16 protein-coding genes and 2 pseudogenes are annotated in these 17,676 nt (G+C 67.4%); 11 read left to right on the forward strand and 7 right to left on the reverse strand.

Translation table 11 applies throughout. From position 1 onward, the window contains the following. Positions 1–153: 153 nt before the first annotated feature. Positions 154–1,722, forward strand: a complete 1,569-nt coding sequence (locus D3H54_RS25580) for an LCP family protein (protein ID WP_149382344.1) — start codon at positions 154–156, stop codon at positions 1,720–1,722. 53 nt (positions 1,723–1,775) lie between these two features. Further along, a complete protein-coding gene (locus D3H54_RS25585; RefSeq protein ID WP_149382346.1) occupies positions 1,776–2,666 on the forward strand; it encodes an NAD(P)-dependent oxidoreductase in 891 nt (296 codons plus the stop codon). Here D3H54_RS25585 and D3H54_RS25590 read toward each other — a convergent pair. After that, positions 2,649–3,479: an SDR family oxidoreductase gene (locus tag D3H54_RS25590; RefSeq protein WP_149382348.1), complete on the reverse strand. Its 831-nt coding sequence runs from the start codon at positions 3,477–3,479 to the stop codon at positions 2,649–2,651. The two genes, D3H54_RS25585 and D3H54_RS25590, sit on opposite strands and share 18 nt — an antisense overlap. A 412-nt stretch (positions 3,480–3,891) precedes the next feature. Here D3H54_RS25590 and D3H54_RS25595 point away from each other — a divergent pair, with 412 nt between their 5' ends. From D3H54_RS25595 to D3H54_RS25615, 5 genes are read left to right on the forward strand one after another with little or no spacing between them, the layout of a single operon-like run. Beyond that, positions 3,892–4,200 (forward strand): intersectin-EH binding protein Ibp1, encoded by a 309-nt coding sequence (locus D3H54_RS25595; RefSeq protein ID WP_149382349.1) that lies wholly within the window; start codon positions 3,892–3,894, stop codon positions 4,198–4,200. 52 nt (positions 4,201–4,252) lie between these two features. Beyond that, on the forward strand, positions 4,253–4,639 hold the full coding sequence (locus tag D3H54_RS25600) for an intersectin-EH binding protein Ibp1 (protein WP_149382351.1): 387 nt from the start codon (positions 4,253–4,255) through the stop codon (positions 4,637–4,639). Positions 4,640–4,666: 27 nt separating this feature from the next. Continuing rightward, positions 4,667–5,110, forward strand: coding sequence for a hypothetical protein (locus D3H54_RS25605; protein ID WP_149382353.1), 444 nt, complete (start codon positions 4,667–4,669; stop codon positions 5,108–5,110). A 31-nt stretch (positions 5,111–5,141) separates the two neighbouring features. After that, positions 5,142–5,306, forward strand: a complete 165-nt coding sequence (locus D3H54_RS25610) for a hypothetical protein (protein WP_109751046.1) — start codon at positions 5,142–5,144, stop codon at positions 5,304–5,306. A gap of 3 nt (positions 5,307–5,309) precedes the next feature. After that, positions 5,310–6,770: an alpha,alpha-trehalose-phosphate synthase (UDP-forming) gene (locus tag D3H54_RS25615; protein ID WP_149382355.1), complete on the forward strand. Its 1,461-nt coding sequence runs from the start codon at positions 5,310–5,312 to the stop codon at positions 6,768–6,770. A gap of 13 nt (positions 6,771–6,783) precedes the next feature. On the opposite strand, the gene D3H54_RS25620 is transcribed toward D3H54_RS25615, so the two are convergent. Next, positions 6,784–7,692, reverse strand: coding sequence for a 3-oxoacyl-ACP reductase (locus tag D3H54_RS25620; RefSeq protein ID WP_149383736.1), 909 nt, complete (start codon positions 7,690–7,692; stop codon positions 6,784–6,786). Positions 7,693–7,717: 25 nt separating this feature from the next. After that, on the reverse strand, positions 7,718–7,909 hold the full coding sequence (locus tag D3H54_RS25625; RefSeq protein WP_036346341.1) for a ferredoxin: 192 nt from the start codon (positions 7,907–7,909) through the stop codon (positions 7,718–7,720). A 175-nt stretch (positions 7,910–8,084) separates the two neighbouring features. Here D3H54_RS25625 and D3H54_RS25630 point away from each other — a divergent pair, with 175 nt between their 5' ends. The 4 genes and pseudogenes from D3H54_RS25630 to D3H54_RS25650 form a co-directional block, all read left to right on the forward strand. Further along, positions 8,085–9,269, forward strand: coding sequence for an acyl-CoA dehydrogenase (locus D3H54_RS25630; RefSeq protein WP_149382357.1), 1,185 nt, complete (start codon positions 8,085–8,087; stop codon positions 9,267–9,269). A gap of 26 nt (positions 9,270–9,295) precedes the next feature. Then, positions 9,296–10,393: an acyl-CoA dehydrogenase family protein gene (locus tag D3H54_RS25635; protein WP_149382359.1), complete on the forward strand. Its 1,098-nt coding sequence runs from the start codon at positions 9,296–9,298 to the stop codon at positions 10,391–10,393. A gap of 385 nt (positions 10,394–10,778) precedes the next feature. Further along, a pseudogene (locus D3H54_RS25645) lies at positions 10,779–11,333 on the forward strand (AMP-binding protein); the annotation flags it as partial. Positions 11,334–11,336: 3 nt separating this feature from the next. Next, positions 11,337–12,436 (forward strand): annotated as a pseudogene (locus D3H54_RS25650) (AMP-binding protein); the annotation flags it as partial. A 38-nt stretch (positions 12,437–12,474) separates the two neighbouring features. On the opposite strand, the gene D3H54_RS25655 reads toward D3H54_RS25650, so the two are convergent. Genes D3H54_RS25655 through D3H54_RS25670 form a run of 4 tightly spaced genes read right to left on the reverse strand, consistent with a single transcriptional unit; the run spans position 12,475 to position 17,663 of the window. Beyond that, a complete protein-coding gene (locus D3H54_RS25655; protein ID WP_149382361.1) occupies positions 12,475–14,031 on the reverse strand; it encodes an acetolactate synthase large subunit in 1,557 nt (518 codons plus the stop codon). Further along, positions 14,028–14,861 (reverse strand): amidohydrolase family protein, encoded by an 834-nt coding sequence (locus D3H54_RS25660; protein WP_149382363.1) that lies wholly within the window; start codon positions 14,859–14,861, stop codon positions 14,028–14,030. The genes D3H54_RS25655 and D3H54_RS25660 overlap by 4 nt, the downstream gene beginning before the upstream one ends. 28 nt (positions 14,862–14,889) lie before the next feature. Further along, a complete protein-coding gene (locus tag D3H54_RS25665) occupies positions 14,890–16,011 on the reverse strand; it encodes an NAD(P)H-dependent flavin oxidoreductase (protein WP_149382366.1) in 1,122 nt (373 codons plus the stop codon). Continuing rightward, a complete protein-coding gene (locus D3H54_RS25670; protein WP_149382368.1) occupies positions 16,011–17,663 on the reverse strand; it encodes an acyl-CoA synthetase in 1,653 nt (550 codons plus the stop codon). Before D3H54_RS25670 ends, D3H54_RS25665 begins: the two co-directional genes overlap by 1 nt. Positions 17,664–17,676 lie beyond the last annotated feature (13 nt).

A 17,676-nucleotide genomic window follows, 5' to 3' on the forward strand; every position in this document is an offset into this window, starting at 1 on the left:
AGCGGGCGGCGCAAGGCCTGCGATTTCGGCGCGGCGCCGTTCGCTCAGCGACGGTTCGCGCGCCGTAATCGCAGTGGACGGAACCGTCCGCGTCCCGCTGGGCCACCCGGCCTAGCTGGGGCCGCGCCAGCAATTGCCCGCATACTGTCGAGCATGGATCCGTCGCCGCCCTCACGAGCGGTCGCCGCGGGCAACCGCCGCGGCCGGCATCGAGAGCGGTCCAACACCGGGCGGCGGACGCTGCGCATCATCACCCAGACCGTGATCGGACTGGTCTCGGTGATCGTGGTGACGCTGACCGGGCTGGCGTACTCGCAAGCACACGGGCTGCTCAGCGGGATCACGGTGTCGCAGGCGCTCGGCTCCGACGAGCCGCGGTCCAGCGGTGGCGCGATGAACATCCTGCTGATCGGGTTGGACTCCCGAAAAGACCAGGACGGCAACGAGCTGCCCGACGAGGTGCTCGACAAACTTCACGCCGGCGACTCCGACTCGGGCGGCTACAACACCAACACCCTGATCCTGGTGCACATCAGCGCCGACGACCGCGTCGTCGCCTTCTCCATCCCGCGCGATGACTATGTAGCCGTCAGCGGCATCAAGGGCTACAGCCACATCAAGATCAAGGAAGCGTACGGACTCACCAAGGCGCAGACCGAGCAGAAGCTGGTCGACGACGGCATCGGCGACCGCAAGGAACTCGAGCGCGCGGGACGGGAGGCCGGCCGCAAAGCGACCATCCGTGCGGTCCGCAATCTCACCGGCCAGCCCATCGACTACTTCGCCGAGGTCAACCTCGCGAGCTTCTATCACCTCGCCGAGAGCCTCGGCGGTGTGGACGTCTGCCTCAACCACGCCGTGCACGACGACTACTCGGGCGCCAATTTCCCGGCCGGCCCGCAGCGACTCAATGCCGAGCAGGCGCTGGCGTTCGTGCGGCAGCGACACGGGCTGGAAAACGGCGATCTCGACCGCACCCATCGCCAGCAGGCGTTCCTCCTGTCGGTCTCGCGCGAGCTGCAGCAGTCGGGCTCGTTCACCGATCTGGACAAGTTCAAGCGCCTGATGGACGTCGCCCGCCAAGACATCGTGTTGTCGCAGGGGTGGGGCGAGGATCAGTTCCGCAGAATGGCCGCGCTGGCCGGCGGCGACGTCGAGTTCCGAACTCTGCCGGTGGTGCGTTACGACAACATCAACGGCCAAGACGTCAACATCGTCGATCCGGCGAAGATCCGCGCCGAGATCGCCCGGGCTATCGGCGGCGACTCCGCGTCGGTGACCACTACCGCTGTGCCACAACCAGTTCCGCCGCCGAATCCGCACACCGTCGTCAGCATCGTCAACGCGAGCGACACCTCGGGGTTGGCCTCGCAGGCGGCAAGCCTGCTGGGCAAGCACGAGTTCACGATCAGCGAGGTCCGTGACCGCGAGTCAGGTGAGCCGATCGATACGGTGATCACCTACGGCGCCGGGGCGCAGACCGATGCCCAGTCGGTGGCCACACTGCTCGGAGTCGACAATGCCCCGCAGGCCACCGGCTCGGTGGCCGCCGACCACATCCGGGTGGTTCTCGGCCAGGGCTACGACCTCCCGCTGGAGCAGCCGCAGACCGAGGACAGCGTCACGACCTCGACCACCCACAGCTGGTCGGAGATGACGATCACGCCCACGCCGGACCAGGGCGCCCCGATCGACGGCGGCAAGGTGCCCTGTGTCAACTAGGGCTGGTGCCCGGTCAACTACGGCGCGGTGCCGCGTCAACTAGCTTGGGTGTCATGCGCATCGGAGTCATCGGGCTGGGCAACATGGGCGCGGGCATGGCCGCGAATCTGATCAAGGCCGGTCACGACGTGACCGTCTACAACCGATCCCGGGCGAAGGTGGACGAGTTGGCGTCGGTCGGGGCCCGGCCCGCCGACAGCGTGTCCGGCGCGTGCCGGGGTGAGGTCGTGCTGACGATGCTCGCCAATGACGACGCGGTGACGGCGGTGACGTTCGGCGACGGCGGCATCATCGCCTCGGCCGGACCGGGCACCGTCCACATCTCCTCCAGCACGATCAGCGTCGCTCTGTCGAAACGCCTCGCCGAAGCGCACGCTGCCGCCGGCCAGAAGTTCGTGTCAGCACCCGTCTTCGGCCGCCCGGAGGCCGCCGCGGCCGCGGCCCTGTTCGTCGTCACCGCAGGCCCATCCGAGACCGTGACTGCGGTGACGCCCGTCTTCGACGCGATCGGCCAGCGCACCTTCGTGGTGTCGGAGGATGCGTCGGCCGCCAACCTGGTGAAGCTGAGCGGCAATTTCCTGATCGGCTCGGTGATCGAGTCCCTCGGCGAGGCAATGGCGCTGGTGGACCGAGGCGGGGTCGACAAGCACCAGTATCTGGACATCCTGACGTCCACGTTGTTCTCAGCGCCGGTGTACAAGACCTACGGCGGGCTCATCGCCAGCGAGCAGTTCGAGCCGGCCGGATTCGCTGCACCCTTGGGACACAAGGACATTGGATTGGTCCTGGCCGCCGCCGAGGAGCTACGGGTGCCGTTGCCGATCGCCAGCCTGCTGCGCGACCGGTTCCTGCGCCTGCTGGCCGCCGGTGGCGACCACCTGGATTGGTCTGCGGTCGGCAGTCTTGCGGCTCGCGACGCGGCAGCCTCAGACCACTCCGCGTAGCCCGTCGGCGCCGAAGGCCGGCTCGAGCATCGCCGAGTAGTCCGGCCCGCGGCGCAGGTTCTGGCCGCCGTCGACGCCGATGATCTGTCCGGTGATCCACTGGGCGGCATCGCTGAGCAGGAACAGCGCCGCGTTCGCGACGTCTTCGACCTCACCGGGGCGCGGCAGCGGCGTGCATTCGGCGTAGTCGCCGCTGATCTCGGGCGAGTCGAGAACCATCTGCACCAGCTCGGTGCGGATCAGGCCGGGCCGGATGCCGTTGACGCGCACCCAGGACGCCCCGAGTTCGTCTGCGGCCAGCTGGATCAAATGGTCCAGACCCGACTTGGTGACGCCGTACGGCCCGAACCACCGATGGGTGTTACTGGACGCGATCGACGAGATCCCGACGAACGATCCGCCGCCGCCGCGCACCATCTGCCGGGCCGAATGCTTGAGCACGTACATCGAACCGTTGATGTTGAGGTCGACCGTGGCGCGCCAGCCTTCGGAGTCCATCTGGGTGATGGGGCCGATGGTCTGCGACCCGCCGGCGCAGTGCACCACGCCGTGCAGCCTTCCGTTCCAGGCCGTGGCGGCATCCACCACCGCGGCGATCTGGTCCTCGTTGGTGACGTCGGCCGGCTCGTAGCGGACGTTGCCGTTGGGTGCGGCGGCGTTGATCTCCTCGGCGGTGGCAGCCAGCCGGTCGGCACCGCGGCCAATGATCATGACGTTGGCGCCGGCCTTGGCCAGCCCTTCCGCCACGCCCTTGCCGATACCGCTGCCACCACCGGTGACCAGGTACGTCCGATCCTCGAACGAGAGCTGCACGCCGACTCCTCACGCAAAACTGAAACAGGTTCTACGTATAGAACCACGGCGGCACGCCGGGGCAAAGGGCCCGTCCCACCACCGCCCCCAGCGAACATCCGCGCGCAGGCGGTCGGGCCTTCCGCGGGACGCGACAAACCGGGGGGAAATCCCCGGCCGATACACCCCGGAGCGCCAATTCGGGCCCGTTCCCCGGCCTTCCGCAATTTCGGCAGTCGCATTGTCGCCGACCGCTGTTGTACGCCGTGATCAGCGCTTGAGTTGGAGCAGAATTTATCGGCTCAGAATATTGACCCCGGTGTAACAGCCTGGCTCTGGGTATCGATAAAACGGCCGAACAACTGCGGGACCCCGAAGGCAGCCATACACTGCCTCACACAGTCACTCAGCAAACCGAACAGAAGGCACAATCATGGCTAACTTGAAGAATGCGACACGGCGCCTTGCCCTCGCAGGCGGCTTCGCGCTCGCGGTGACGGCAGCCCCCGCGCTGGCCGTCGTCGCCGTTCCGTCCATCGCACCGCTGGCCGCGTGTCCCACCGGCCAGGCCGTCAATCCGGCGACCGGCGGATGTGAGGTCCAGCCCAACACCGGTCCGCAGGGCGGCCTTCCCGAGGTCCAGGGCATCCCTTGCACAGGCGCAAACACCGGTCAGTGCATAGGATTGCAGCAAGAGCAGCAGGCTCCTGCGGTTCAACCCCGCTCGACCGTCAGTCCGTAAAAACGGAGGGCCGACTTCGGAACTCCGTCAACTTCTCAAGAAAGCGTGAAGTATGGCGATTTCCTCCTCAGTCGGCCGCCGCATCCTCCTCGCCGGCGGATTCAGCCTCACCATCGCGGCTGCACCCGCAGTTGCGTTCCTCGCTGCGCCGTCGGGCGCTTCGATGGGTCCGGTCATGGCGTGCCCCGCCGGCGAGTCCGAGGATCTCTACACCGATCAGTGCATCCCGGAGTTGGTGCCCAACCAGCCGGGCGGCAATTACCCCACGACCTCCAGCGGCGGCGGTAACGTCACGTACTCGACCCCGGGCGATACCAGCAGCCTCCCCGAGGTTGAGGGGATCCCGTGCACCGGCGCCAACACCGGCCAGTGCATCGGTCTGCAGGAGAACCAGGTTCCGGCCGTGTCTCCGCACTCGAGCATTTCGTCCAGCCCCTAGTCCGGGAGCAGATTAGAAAGGGCAACGATGCCGATCCGTTTCACCTGGGTGACGAAGCTGCTCACCGCGGGCGTGTTCACGCTCGCGGTGGCCACAGCTCCGCTGGCGCACGCCGAAGGCGAGGGCGGGATTCCCGGGCCCCAGCCGGTGCCGGTCCCCCAGCCGGTGGATACCCAGCCGGGCGGGTCGGCGGGTTGCCAATCGGGTGAGTCGCTGGACCCGTCGACCGGGAACTGCGTGCCCACCATGACCCCGGTCGCCACCACCAACGGCGATCAGGCGTTCGACGATCTCCAGCCGCGGACCACCCAGGACGTGACGTCGACCTCCGACACCGGCGTCGGCGCCGACCTCGTTCCCAACATCAACGGCACCCCGTGCACCGGCTACTGGGAGTCGGCGGCGTGCTACGAGACCAGCCAGGACGAAGTGGCAGTCCAGCCAAGGTCGACCATTTCCTCGAGCCCGTAGCGGCTCAAAGCTCCTTCGCTAAGGTTGAGCAATGCCTGCAAAAACAAATCCCACGGATATCGACGATGTCGAGCCCCTGGCCGACAGCACGGCGCGCCAAGCCCGTCGCGTCGTCGCGGCCTACGCGAATGATGCCGACGAGTGCCGGGTCTTCCTGTCGATGCTCGGCATTGGGCCCTCAAAGCTCGAGGCGTAACCGGTGTCCGGGGGCAAGAAAGCCGCCCGCTCCGGAGATTCTGATTTCGTGGTGGTCGCCAACCGGCTGCCGATCGACATGGAGCGGCTGCCCGACGGCAGCGTGACGTGGAAGCGCAGCCCGGGCGGTCTGGTCACCGCGCTGGAGCCGCTGCTGCGTCGCCGGCGTGGCGCGTGGATCGGCTGGCCGGGCATCGTCGACGGGCCCGAGGAGCCCATTGTCGAGGACGACATGCAGCTCGTGCCGGTGCGCCTGTCTGCCGAGGATGTCGCCGAGTACTACGAGGGTTTCTCCAACGCCACCCTGTGGCCGCTGTATCACGATGTGATCGTCAAGCCGATCTACCACCGCGAATGGTGGGATCGCTATGTCGAGGTCAACCGGCGCTTCGCCGAAGCCACCTCGCGCGCCGCCGCCGAAGGCGCCACGGTGTGGGTTCAGGACTACCAGCTTCAGCTCGTCCCCAAGATGCTGCGGACGCTGCGCCCCGATCTGACCATCGGGTTCTTCCTGCACATTCCGTTCCCGCCGGTGGAACTGTTCATGCAGATGCCGTGGCGCACCGAGATCATCGAAGGTCTGCTCGGGGCCGACCTCGTCGGCTTCCATCTCCCCGGTGGCGCCCAGAACTTCCTGTTTCTGTCCCGAAGGCTGGTCGGCGCCAACACCTCTCGCGCATCGGTTGGCGTGCGCTCCCGCTTCGGCGAAGTGCAGCTGGGCTTCCGCACGGTGAAGGTCGGCGCGTTTCCCATCTCGATCGATTCCGCCGACTTGGACAGCAAGGCCCGTAACCGCGACGTCCGCAAGCGGGCGAAGGAACTGCGCGCCGAGCTCGGCAATCCGCGCAAGATCCTGCTCGGTGTGGATCGGCTCGACTACACCAAGGGCATCGACGTTCGGCTCAAAGCGTTTTCGGAGCTGCTCGCGGAGGGCCGCGCGAAGCGCGACGACACGGTTCTGGTGCAGCTCGCCACGCCCAGCCGCGAGCGGGTGGAGAGTTATCGGGTGCTGCGCAACGAGATAGAGCAGCAGGTCGGCCACATCAACGGCGAATACGGTGAGGTCGGCCATCCGGTCGTCCACTACATCCACCGCCCGGTGCCGCGCGAGGAATTGATCGCGTTCTTCGTGGCGTCCGATGTCATGTTGGTGACGCCGCTGCGCGACGGCATGAACCTGGTCGCCAAGGAGTACGTCGCCTGCCGCAGCGATCTCGGCGGAGCGCTGGTCCTCAGTGAATTCACCGGCGCCGCAGCGGAACTCCGCCAGGCTTACCTGACCAACCCGCACGATCTCGAGGGCGTCAAGGACACCATCGAAGCCGCCCTCAACCAGACCGCCGAGGAGGGCCGGCGTCGGATGCGGGCGCTACGGCGGCAGGTGCTGGCCCACGACGTCGATCGCTGGGCGCGGTCCTTCCTCGACGCGCTGGCCGGTAAGCCAGTCACCGGCGAGGCCGAGTAGTCCCTCGGGCCGATCAGTCGCGCAGCAGGCCCATCACACCGAAGGTGCGCTCCGGGTCGCGGTCGGCGAAGTAGGCCCCCATGGCGGTGCCCAGCGTCGTCGGATCCCAGGCGGCGCCGTCGGCATCGAACTGATGCTCGGTGGTCGGTGCGGCCACCAACGCGACCGATGGCCCGTAGACGACGAACACCTGTCCGTTGACCTTGTCCGAGGCGGGCGAGGCCAAGAAGCGCACGAGTGTCACCACGTGTTCGGGCGACAGTGGGTCGACCTCACCGTCGGCGAGATCGGGAGCATCGCCGAATACGTCGGCGGTCATCGCGGTGCGGGCCCGAGGGGCGATCGCGTTGGCCCGCACACCGTACCGCCCGAGTGCGCGGGAGGCCGTCAGCGTCAGCGCCGTGATGCCGGCCTTGGCGGCACCGTAGTTGGCCTGGCCGATCGGTCCCGACAGCCCGGCTTCCGACGTGGTGTTGATGATCCGGCCGTAGACCGAGCCACCGTTGTCCTTGGCCTGGTTTCGCCAGTACGTCGCGGCGTTGCGGGTCAGCAGGAAGTGTCCGCGCAGGTGCACGGCGATGACCGCGTCCCAGTCCTCGTCGGACATGTTGAACAGCATGCGGTCCCGGGTGATGCCGGCGTTGTTCACGACGATGCTCAGCCCACCGAGCGAGTCGGCGCAGGACACCAGCTCATCGGCCGTTGAGCGCTGGCTGATGTCGCCGGCCACCGCGACACCCTTGGAGCCGGCGGCGCTGATCTCGTCGAGCACGTCGGAGGAATCCAGCGCCTTGGCCATGTCATTGACGACGACGGTTGCGCCGGAGCGGGCCAACCCGATCGCCTCGGCACGACCGAGGCCCGAGGCGGCACCCGTCACCACGGCGACGCGTCCGGTCAGATCGGTGGCGTCGCCGGTCACTTCTGCAGTCAACTTACTAATACCTCTAGTCTTTGCGGGTCAATGCTGCGCGAGGGCATTCGGCGATGGACTGCTCGGCCAGCGCCTCCTGGTCGGCGGGGATCGGATCTTTGGTCACGATCACGTAGTCCTCGTCGTCCAGTTCGAACAGGTCCGGCGCGATTCCCACACAGACAGCGTTACCTTCACAACGATCACGGTCGACTTCGACTCGCATGACAACCTCCTTGGCTTACAGACCCCGACGGCCGGGCGTTCGCAGCACCACGATACGACCAGATCGATCCATATCCCGGCCTAACGGGCGCTGGACCACAAGACTAGAACGTGTTACAACCAGGAGTGTCGGCGGGTCGTCGACAGCAAGCAACTTTCAGCGAAGGATCGAGTCGATGCGGATCAGTTACACCCCCGAACAAGAGGAGCTGCGCCGCGAGCTGCGCTCGTACTTCGGCAAGCTGATGACGCCGGAACGCCTGGAAGCACTCACGTCGACCTCGGGCGGCGAGATCGGCACCGGCAACATCTACCGCGAGACCGTCTCCCAGATGGGCAAGGACGGCTGGCTCACGCTGAACTGGCCCGAGGAGTACGGCGGCCAGAACCGCGACCCGATGGATTCGCTGATCTTCACCGACGAGGCAGCCATCGCCGGCGCACCGGTTCCCTTCCTGACGATCAACAGCGTCGCGCCGACGATCATGGCGTTCGGCACCGAAGAGCAGAAGAAGTTCTACCTGCCCAAGATCGCCTCGGGTGATCTGCACTTCGCGATCGGCTACTCCGAACCCGGCGCGGGCACCGACCTGGCGGCGTTGCGCACGACCGCGGTGCAGGACGGCGACGACTACGTGGTCAACGGTCAGAAGATGTGGACCAGCCTGATCCAGTACGCCGACTACGTCTGGCTGGCGGTGCGCACCAACCCGGAGGCGAAGAAGCACCGCGGCATCTCGGTGCTGATCGTCCCGACCACCGCCGACGGTTTCTCCTGGACTCCGGTGCACACGATGGCCGGCGTCGGCACCAGCGCCACCTACTACCAGGATGTCCGCGTTCCGGTGAGCAGCCGGGTGGGCGAGGAGAACGGTGGCTGGAAACTCGTCACCAACCAGCTCAACCACGAACGGGTCGCGCTGGTGTCGGCCCAGCCGATCTTCCTGGCACTCAACCAGGTTCGGGAGTGGGCGCAGAACACCAAGGACGCCCACGGCAACCGCCTCATCGACTCCGAATGGGTGCAACTCAACCTCGCGCGTGTGCTGGCCAAGGGCGAATACCTCAAGCTGATCAACTGGGAGCTGGCGTCGGCCAAGAGTGGCACGCTGAGCCCCGCCGATGCCTCTGCGGCCAAGGTCTTCGGCACCGAGCTGGCCACCGAGGCCTACCGGTTGTTGATGGAGATCCTCGGACCCTCAGCAACTCTGCGTCAGGATTCGCCGAGCGCTCTGCTCCGCGGGCGGATCGAGCGCATGCACCGCGCGGCACTGATCCTCACCTTCGGTGGCGGCACCAACGAGATCCAGCGCGACATCATCGGCATGGTCGCCCTCGGCCTGCCCCGAGTCAACCGCTAAACGACCCGAGAAGATTTAGGACCACCATGGATTTCACCAGAACAGAAGCGGCACAGGATCTTTCGGGGCTCGTCGGCACCATCGTCGATGCCGTCTGCACCCCACAGCATCAGCGTGAGCTCGACGGCCTCGAGCAGCGCTTCGACACCGAACTGTGGCGCAAGCTGATCGACGCCGACATCTTGTCCACCGCCGCACCGGAATCGGTGGGCGGCGCCGGGTTCGGCGTCCTGGAGCAGACGGCGATCCTGGCGGCGCTGGGCCGCCAGCTGGCCGCGGTGCCCTACCTGGAGTCGGTCGTCCTCGGGGCCGGAGCGCTGGGCCGGGTCGGCACGCCGGAACTGCGCGAGCAGTGGGCGGCCCCCGCGGTGGCCGGCGAGAAGATCCTGACTGTTGCCCTCGACGGCGAATTCGGCCAGGGACCGGTGCAGGCCGCCGCCTCCGGTGACGGGTTCCGGCTGACGGGCACCCGCACCCAGGTTCCGTTCGGTCCGGTCGCGGACGCGTTCCTGGTTCCCGCCGAAACCGATTCCGGCACAAAGGTCTTCCTGGTCGCGAAGGATGACGCCGGAGTATCGGTGACGCCGTTGCTGACCACCGGACTGAACAGCTCGGGTGAGCTCGATCTCGCCGGCGTCGAGGTCGGGGCCGATCGGGTGGTCGGTGACGCCGAGGTGCTGGCGTGGTTGACCACACACAAGACGTTGGGGTACACCGCCTTCCAGCTCGGCGTGCTGGAGCGTGCGCTCGAGTTGACCGCCGAGTACGCCCGCACCCGCGAGCAGTTCGACCGGCCGATCGGCAGCTTCCAGGCGGTCTCCGCCCGACTTGCCGACGACTACATCGACGTCAAGGGTCTGGGGCTGGCGTTGGTCCAAGCCTCCTGGCGACTGTCGGAGGACTTGCCCGCCGACCCCGAAGTGGCCACCGCCGCGTTCTGGGCAGCCGAGGCGGGACACCGCGTCGCCCACACCACCGTGCATGTCCACGGCGGTGTCGGAATCGACGTCGACCACCAGGTGCACCGATACTTCCTCACCGCCAAGCAGATCGAGTTCGCGTTGGGCGGCGCCACCGCACAGCTGCGGCAGATCGGCCGTGAGCTGGCCGACACGCCGGCTTGACCGGATCGGTGAACCAGCCGACCGTCACCGGCCTGCTGGCGCGGCTGGCCGACGTCGAGGATCGCGGCATCCACGCCGACGATGGCTCGTATTCGACCTGGCGCCAACACATTCAGGACGCCGCCGACCTGGCGGCGGCATGCAGGGCTCGGCTCGATCCGGCCAAGCCCCGACCCGGACATCCTGGCTGCTGCGCGCGGCTGGCCGACCGTCGACCGCCGCCGTGCGAGCGCAGGCGTGCGGGCATCACGCCGAGCGCCGTCGGCTGGCTCGATCGACCGGCCGCCATAGCGCGATTCAGTGACGCCCGCCCGATGCGCGGGCGCCTGCATGCACGCCGCCGAGCCTCGGCGTCGTGCCGGCCAGAGCGCGCGCCCACTGCGCCCCGCATGTCGGCGTGCTGCTGGGCAACACGCCGTTCTTCTCGTCGCTGCTGGTGGCGGCCGCGATGGCCGGGCTGGTTCCGGTCGGGCTGAATCCGACCCGCCGCGGCGAGGCGCTGGCGCGTGACATCGCGACCGCCGACTGCCAGCTGGTGCTTGCCGATGGCGACGACGTCGGACCGCAGACCTACGGCGCCGGTTTCGTCCCCGAGGGCATGGCCGTCATCGATGTCGGTTCGGCCGCATGGGCCGACGAGCTCGGCCAGTACCGGGGGCGCCGATCTCGTTCGCGCCCAGCACGTCCGACGACCTGTTCATGCTGATCTTCACCTCCGGCACCAGCGGTGACCCGAAGGCGGTGCGCTGCACGCACGAGAAAGTGGCGTTTCCCGGAGTGATGCTGGCCGAAGATTCGGCTCGGACCGGCCGACACCTATCTCGACCGCGACCCTGTCCGTCGATGCCGTTGTTCCACTCCAATGCGGTGATGGCGGGGGGCGGTCGCGGTGGCGGCAGGGGCCTCGATTGCGTTGCGCCGCAAGTTCTCCGCCTCCCAGTCACGGGGGTCGCCGATCTCGTTCGCGCCCAGCACGTCCGACGACCTGTTCATGCTGATCTTCACCTCCGGCACCAGCGGTGACCGAAGGCGGTGCGCTGCACGCACGAGAAAGTGGCGTTTCCCGGAGTGATGCTGGCCGAAAGATTCGGTCTCGGACCGGCCGACACCTGTTACCTGTCGATGCCGTTGTTCCACTCCAATGCGGTGATGGCGGGCTGGGCGGTCGCGGTGGCGGCAGGGGCCTCGATTGCGTTGCGCCGCAAGTTCTCCGCCTCCCAGTTCATCGCTGATGCCCGTCGGTTCAACGCCACCTACGCCAATTACGTGGGCAAGCCGATGTCCTACATCCTGGCCACCCCGGCGCGTCCGGACGATGCCGACAACCCGCTGCGGGTGGTCTACGGCAACGAAGCCGCGCCGCGCGACATCGACCGGTTCGCCAAGCGTTTCGGCGTGACGGTGGTCGACGGGTTCGGATCCACCGAGGGCGGCGTCAACATCGCCCGCACCCCGGACACCCCCGAGGGTGCGCTGGGGCCGTTGCCCGAGGGTCTCGAGATCGTCGACGTCGAGACCGGCGAACCGTGCCCGCCCGGGGTCATCGGTGAACTGGTCAACCTCACCGGGCCCGGCAACTTCCGCGGGTACTACAACGCCTCGGACGCCGAGTCGGAGCGCATGACCGGCGGCGTCTACCACAGTGGCGATCTGGCCTACCGCGACGACGACGGCTATGTGCACTTCGCCGGCCGGCTGGGCGACTGGATGCGGGTCGACGGTGAGAACCTGGGCACCGCACCGATAGAGCGGGTGCTGATGCGCTACCCCGACGTGACCGAGGCGGCCGTCTACGCCATCCCCGATCCGACGGTCGGGGATCGGGTGATGGCCGCGCTGGTCATGCCCGAGGGCACGACGTTCGACGTGACCGACTTCCGGACGTTCTTGACCGCCCAAAGCGACCTCGGGCCCAAACAGTGGCCGGCGTTCGTGCGGGTCAGCACGGCTTTGCCGCGCACCGAGACGTTCAAGATCATCAAGCGCAGGCTGTCCGCCGAGGCACTGGAGTGCGCCGACCCGGTGTTCGAGATACCGCGCTGACCCATCGCGTTCAGATGGCGATGAGATGGTGCGCGGCTCTAGCCGGTGATCGAGGGCATGACCGCCTCGATGAGGTGCGGTCCCGGTTCCTCGAAGGCCCACCGTAGCGCGTCGGCAAGCTCCTCGGCAGTGCCCACCCTTCGGGCCGGAACGCCCATACCTTTCGATATGCGAACGAAATCGATAGTGGGACTGGTCAAGTCGAGCAGTGACTCGGCTTTCGGACCCGGCCGCTCCCCCACCGCCTCGGCGCCCACCCGCTGCAGTTCGATGCGCAGGATGTCGTAGGCGCGGTTGGCGTAGACGACCGTGGTGACGTCGAGCTGTTCGCGGGCCTGCGTCCACAGCGCCGAGATCGTGTACATCGCCGAACCGTCGGACTCCAGACACAGCACCGGGCGCTCCGGCGCGGCGATCGCGGCACCGACCGACACCGGCAGCGCATACCCGATCGCGCCGCCGGTCAAGGTGAGCCAGTCATGCGCCGGGGCGCCTGCCGTGGCTTGGGCCAGAAGGACTCCCGACGTGTTCGACTCGTCGACGACGATGGCATGTTCGGGCAGCAGCGCACCGATCACGTCGGCGGAGGTCACCACGTTGAGCGGACCGCTCGGCAATGACGGCCGCGACGGCGCCGCGGTGGCAGCGGTCTCGGTCGGCGCCATCCGGTCGGCCAGCACGCTCAGTGCGGCCCTGGCGCCGACCGGCCCGGCCAGCGTGTGAACCACACAGCCCTCGGGCACCAGATCGCTCGGCTTGCCGGGATACGCGAAGAACGACACCGGGTGCGGCGCACCGGCCAGCACCAGATGTCGGGCCCCGGCGAGCTGGGCGGTCGCCGCTTCGGCGAAGTAGGCCAGTCGCTCGACGGCCGGCAAGCCGGCCCCGCGCTCCAGGCGCGCCGGGAAGGTCTCGCACAACACCTGAGCCCCGCACGTCTGCGCGAGCCTGACCGCCGCGGACAAGCCGTCCGCACCGGTGGCGTCACCGCCGACCATGATGACCGTCGGCTCGCCCGACCGCAGCGCCGACTCGATCTGTTCGGCATCGTGAAGGATTGCTGCCGGCTGTGCCGCAACCTCTTTCACCCCGGAGGCGCCCTCATCCCACGAGACATTTGCGGGCAGGATCAGCGTGGCGATGTGCCGGTGGGCGCGGGCGGACGCGATGGCCTCGGCGGTATCGGCAGCCACGTCGGCGACCGCCATGGTGCGGCGGAGCCAGCCCGACACGGTCTGAGCCACCGAGTCGATATCGGACTCCAGCGGCGCGTCGTACTTCTTGTGATAGGTGGCGTGGTCGCCGACGACCACGACCGCAGGCACATGTGCCCGCCGCGCGTTGTGCAGGTTGGCCAGGCCGTTACCCAGTCCCGGGCCCAGGTGCAGCAGGACCGCGGCGGGCTCGTCCGCGATGCGGGCGTAACCGTCGGCAGCCCCGGTGGCGACGCCCTCGAAAAGGGTGAGCACACCACGCATCTGCGGCACGGTGTCTAGCGCGGCGACGAAGTGCATCTCCGAGGTTCCGGGGTTGGCGAAGCACACCCGCACACCGTGGTCGACCAGGGTCGAGATCAGTGCCTGTGCGCCGTTCACGCGGCCACAGCCCCGAGTTTGGCGAACACCCGCGTCGCATTGTCGTGCAGATACGCCGAACGAGCCGACTCGGACAACCCGAGTTCGGCGAGGCCGTCCAGCGCGTGCGTGTGTCCGATCATCGGATAGTTGGTGCCGAACAACACTTTCCGCGCACCGGTGCCGGTCTTCATAAAGCTCACGAGCTCCTTCGGTAGCCGCCGGGAGGTGTAGGCCGAGGTGTCGATGTAGACGTTCTCGTGTTTGCGGGACACGGCGACCATCTCTTCGGTCCAGGGATAGCCGACATGACCGCAGACGATCGTCAGTTCGGGGAAGTCCAGGGCGATCTCGTCGATGTAGGGAATCGGCCGACCGGTCTCCGACGGTCGCAACGGACCCGTGTGGCCAACCTGCGTGCAGAACGGCACCCCGAGTTCGACGCATTCGGCGAACAGCGGGTAGTAACGACGATCGGTCGGGGGTGCACCCCACAGCCATGGCACCACTCGTAGCCCGACGAAGCCGTCATCACGGACCCGCCTGCGCAGTTCCCGGACCGCGTCCATCGGGCGGTCGAGATCCACTGCGGCCAACCCCGCGAACCTCGTCGGGTGTTGGCGAACCCATTCGGCTACTTCGTCGTTGGACACCAGGTCCGCACCGTGTGGACCACGCCAGGCACTGAGCAGGCCGACCCCGACGCCGGCGGCATCCATCGCGGAAACGGTGACATCGATCGGCAGGTCACCCTCGGGGATCCGCCCGCCGGTCCACCGACGCAGCGACGCGAGGAAATCGCTGGCCAGAAACCGCCGGGTGGGGTGCTGCATCCACACGTCGATGGTCATCGCATTCGACTGTAGACGCGCGGCGCACCTAGCTCTCGCGGATCGAGTCCAAACGTCGCGTGGCGGCTTCGAAGCCGCTGACCAGTTCGGCGATGATGTCGGCGACCGGGCGGATCTCGTTCATCCGGCCCACGATCTGACCGACCGGCATCGCGACGGTGGACGGGTCCTCGGAGGCGCTCATCCGCTGATGCGCCTCGGAGACCAGGATGTTCTGCAGCGGCATCGGCAGCGGCTCGGGTGCACCCTCGGCGTCCCACGCCTCGGTCCACCGGCTCTTGAGCAGGCGGGCCGGCTTGCCGGTGTAGATGCGGCGGCGCACCGTGTCACTCGAGGTCGCGGCCAGCAGCGCCTCCTGGATCACCGATGCTCCACCTTCGGTGCGAACACCCAGGTCGTACTCGGCAGCGGTCAGGAACGCCGACCCCATCCAAACACCCTGTGCGCCAAGCGCGAGCGCGGCAGCCACCTGGCGGCCGGAGCCGATACCACCCGCCGCGAGCACTGCGGTCTTGCCGGCCAGTCCATCGACGACTTCAGGCACGAGCACCATCGAGGCGATCTCGCCGGTATGCCCGCCGGCCTCGTGGCCCTGGGCGATCACGATGTCGACACCGTTCTCCGCGTGCCGCTGCGCATGCTTGGCGCTGCCGGCCAGCGCGGCCACCGGAACCCCGGCCTCGTGCACCTGATCGATGACGTCCTTGGGCGGTGATCCGAGCGCGTTCGCGATGAGCTTGATGGGATGCCGCAGCGCAACCTCGACGTGGCTGCGGGCCACCGAGTGCAGCCACCCGAGCACACCTTCGGACTTCGCCTCGTCCTCGGGCAGCGGTGGCACTCCGAGGTCGGCGAGCGTCTTGGCGACGAAGTCCCGATGTGTTTGCGGGATCAGCTTGTTGATGTCGATCGACGAGCCCTCGGTGGGGACCTTCGCCGGCATCACCACGTCGACGCCGTACGGCTTGCCGTCGGTGTTGGCGTCCATCCACTGCAGGACGGCTTCCAGGTCGTCGGGGTCGTTGAACCGCACACACCCGAGGACACCCATGCCGCCGGCGCGGGTGACCGCGGCGGCCACCTTCTCCGACGGGGTGAAGACGAAGATCGGGTATTCGATGCCGAAGCGATCGCAGAGCTCGGTACGCATCAGCTAGCGGCTCCCGCGTGCTTGGCGTGCACCTCGTCGGCCGGGCGAAGCTCAGTCTGGTCCTTGGCCCACTTGTAGTCGGGCTTGCCGGCCGGTGAGCGCTTCACCTCGTCGACGATCCAGAGGCTGCGCGGCACCTTGTAACCGGCAATCTCCTTGCGCACGAACACATCCAGATCGGCCAGCGAGGGGCGAGCTCCCTTGCGTGGAGCGACGACAGCGGCGACGTGGTTGCCGAAGCGCGGGTCGGGCACACCGACCACCAGCGCGTCGAAGACGTCCGGATGGCCCTTGAGCGCGGCCTCCACCTCTTCGGGGTAGATCTTCTCGCCACCGCTGTTGATCGACACCGAGCCGCGGCCCAGCATCGTCACCGAGCCGTCCGCCTCGACCTCGGCATAGTCACCGGGGATGGCGTAGCGCACGCCGTTGTAGGTCTTGAACGTCTCGGCGGTCTTCTTCTCGTCCTTGTAGTACCCGACCGGGATGTTGCCTTTCTTGGCGATCACGCCCCGCACGCCGGATCCGGGCTTGACCTCGTTGCCGTCCTCGTCGAGCACGACGGTCCGATGGTCGATGGTCACCCGCGGACCACCGTTGTGGTGCTCGCCCTTGGCCACGATGCTGGTGCCACCGAAGCCGGTCTCCGACGAACCGATCGAGTCGGTGATGACCCGGTTGGGCAGCAGTTCGAGCAGCTTCTCCTTGAGGCTGGTGGAGAACAGCGCCGCGGTGCTGGCCAGCAGGAACAGCGACGACAGGTCGTATTCGCGGCCGTCGTCCAGGGCGGCCTGCAGCGCATCGAGCAGCGGCCGCGCCATGGCGTCACCGGTGAAGAACAGCAGGTTCACCTTGTGCTCGTGGATGGTGCGCCAGACTTCGTCTGCATCGAATTCCGGTGACAGCACGGTGGTTTGGCCCGAGAAGATGGACATCCAGGTCGCCGACTGGGTGGCACCGTGGATCATCGGCGGGATCGCATAGCGCACCATCGGCGGGTTCTCCGCGGCCGCCCGCGACAGGTCGTATTCATCCTTGACGAACTCGCCGGTGGCAAAGTCGGTGCCGCCGAACAGAACCCGGTAGATGTCCTCGTGGCGCCACATCACGCCCTTGGGGAAGCCGGTGGTCCCACCGGTGTAGAGCAGGTAGATGTCGTCCTCGCTGCGCTCACCGAAGTCCCGCTCCGGCGAGCTCTCGGCGATGGCCTCGTAGAACTCGACGCCGCCATAGCGCTGGTAGTCGAGGTCGGTACCGTCCTCGACCACGAGGATCGTCTTGACGTTCGGCGTCTCGGGCAGCACGTTGGCGACCCGGTCGGCGTACTGGCGTTCGTGCACCAACGCGACCATGTCGGAGTTCTCGAACAGATACCGCAGTTCGCCCTCGACGTAGCGGAAGTTGACGTTGACCAGGATTGCGCCCGCCTTGATGGTGCCCAGCATCGCGATCACGATCTCGATGCGGTTGCGGCAGTACAACCCGACCTTGTCGTCTTTCTTGACGCCATGGTCGAGGAGGTAGTGCGCGAAGCGGTTCGCCTTCTCCTCCAACTCGGCGAAGGTGATTTTGTCGTCACCACAAATGAAGGCGACGCGGTCTGGCACGGCGTCGATGGCGTGCTCGGCTAGATCAGCTATGTTCAGGGCCACGGACCCAAATTAG

It is taken from the genome of Mycobacterium sp. ELW1, assembly GCF_008329905.1.
Taxonomy (GTDB): Bacteria; Actinomycetota; Actinomycetes; order Mycobacteriales; family Mycobacteriaceae; genus Mycobacterium.

Excerpts from the sequence above, each read along its gene's own strand:
- D3H54_RS25580 (WP_149382344.1), top strand. The coding sequence starts at position 154 with ATGGATCCGTCGCCGCCCTCACGAGCGGTCGCCGCGGGCAACCGCCGC.
- D3H54_RS25585 (WP_149382346.1), top strand. The coding sequence starts at position 1,776 with ATGCGCATCGGAGTCATCGGGCTGGGCAACATGGGCGCGGGCATGGCC.
- D3H54_RS25595 (WP_149382349.1), top strand. The coding sequence starts at position 3,892 with ATGGCTAACTTGAAGAATGCGACACGGCGCCTTGCCCTCGCAGGCGGC.
- D3H54_RS25600 (WP_149382351.1), top strand. The coding sequence starts at position 4,253 with ATGGCGATTTCCTCCTCAGTCGGCCGCCGCATCCTCCTCGCCGGCGGA.
- D3H54_RS25605 (WP_149382353.1), top strand. The coding sequence starts at position 4,667 with ATGCCGATCCGTTTCACCTGGGTGACGAAGCTGCTCACCGCGGGCGTG.
- D3H54_RS25610 (WP_109751046.1), top strand. The coding sequence starts at position 5,142 with ATGCCTGCAAAAACAAATCCCACGGATATCGACGATGTCGAGCCCCTG.
- D3H54_RS25625 (WP_036346341.1), bottom strand. The coding sequence starts at position 7,909 with ATGCGAGTCGAAGTCGACCGTGATCGTTGTGAAGGTAACGCTGTCTGT.
- D3H54_RS25630 (WP_149382357.1), top strand. The coding sequence starts at position 8,085 with ATGCGGATCAGTTACACCCCCGAACAAGAGGAGCTGCGCCGCGAGCTG.
- D3H54_RS25635 (WP_149382359.1), top strand. The coding sequence starts at position 9,296 with ATGGATTTCACCAGAACAGAAGCGGCACAGGATCTTTCGGGGCTCGTC.
- D3H54_RS25660 (WP_149382363.1), bottom strand. The coding sequence starts at position 14,861 with ATGACCATCGACGTGTGGATGCAGCACCCCACCCGGCGGTTTCTGGCC.
- D3H54_RS25665 (WP_149382366.1), bottom strand. The coding sequence starts at position 16,011 with ATGCGTACCGAGCTCTGCGATCGCTTCGGCATCGAATACCCGATCTTC.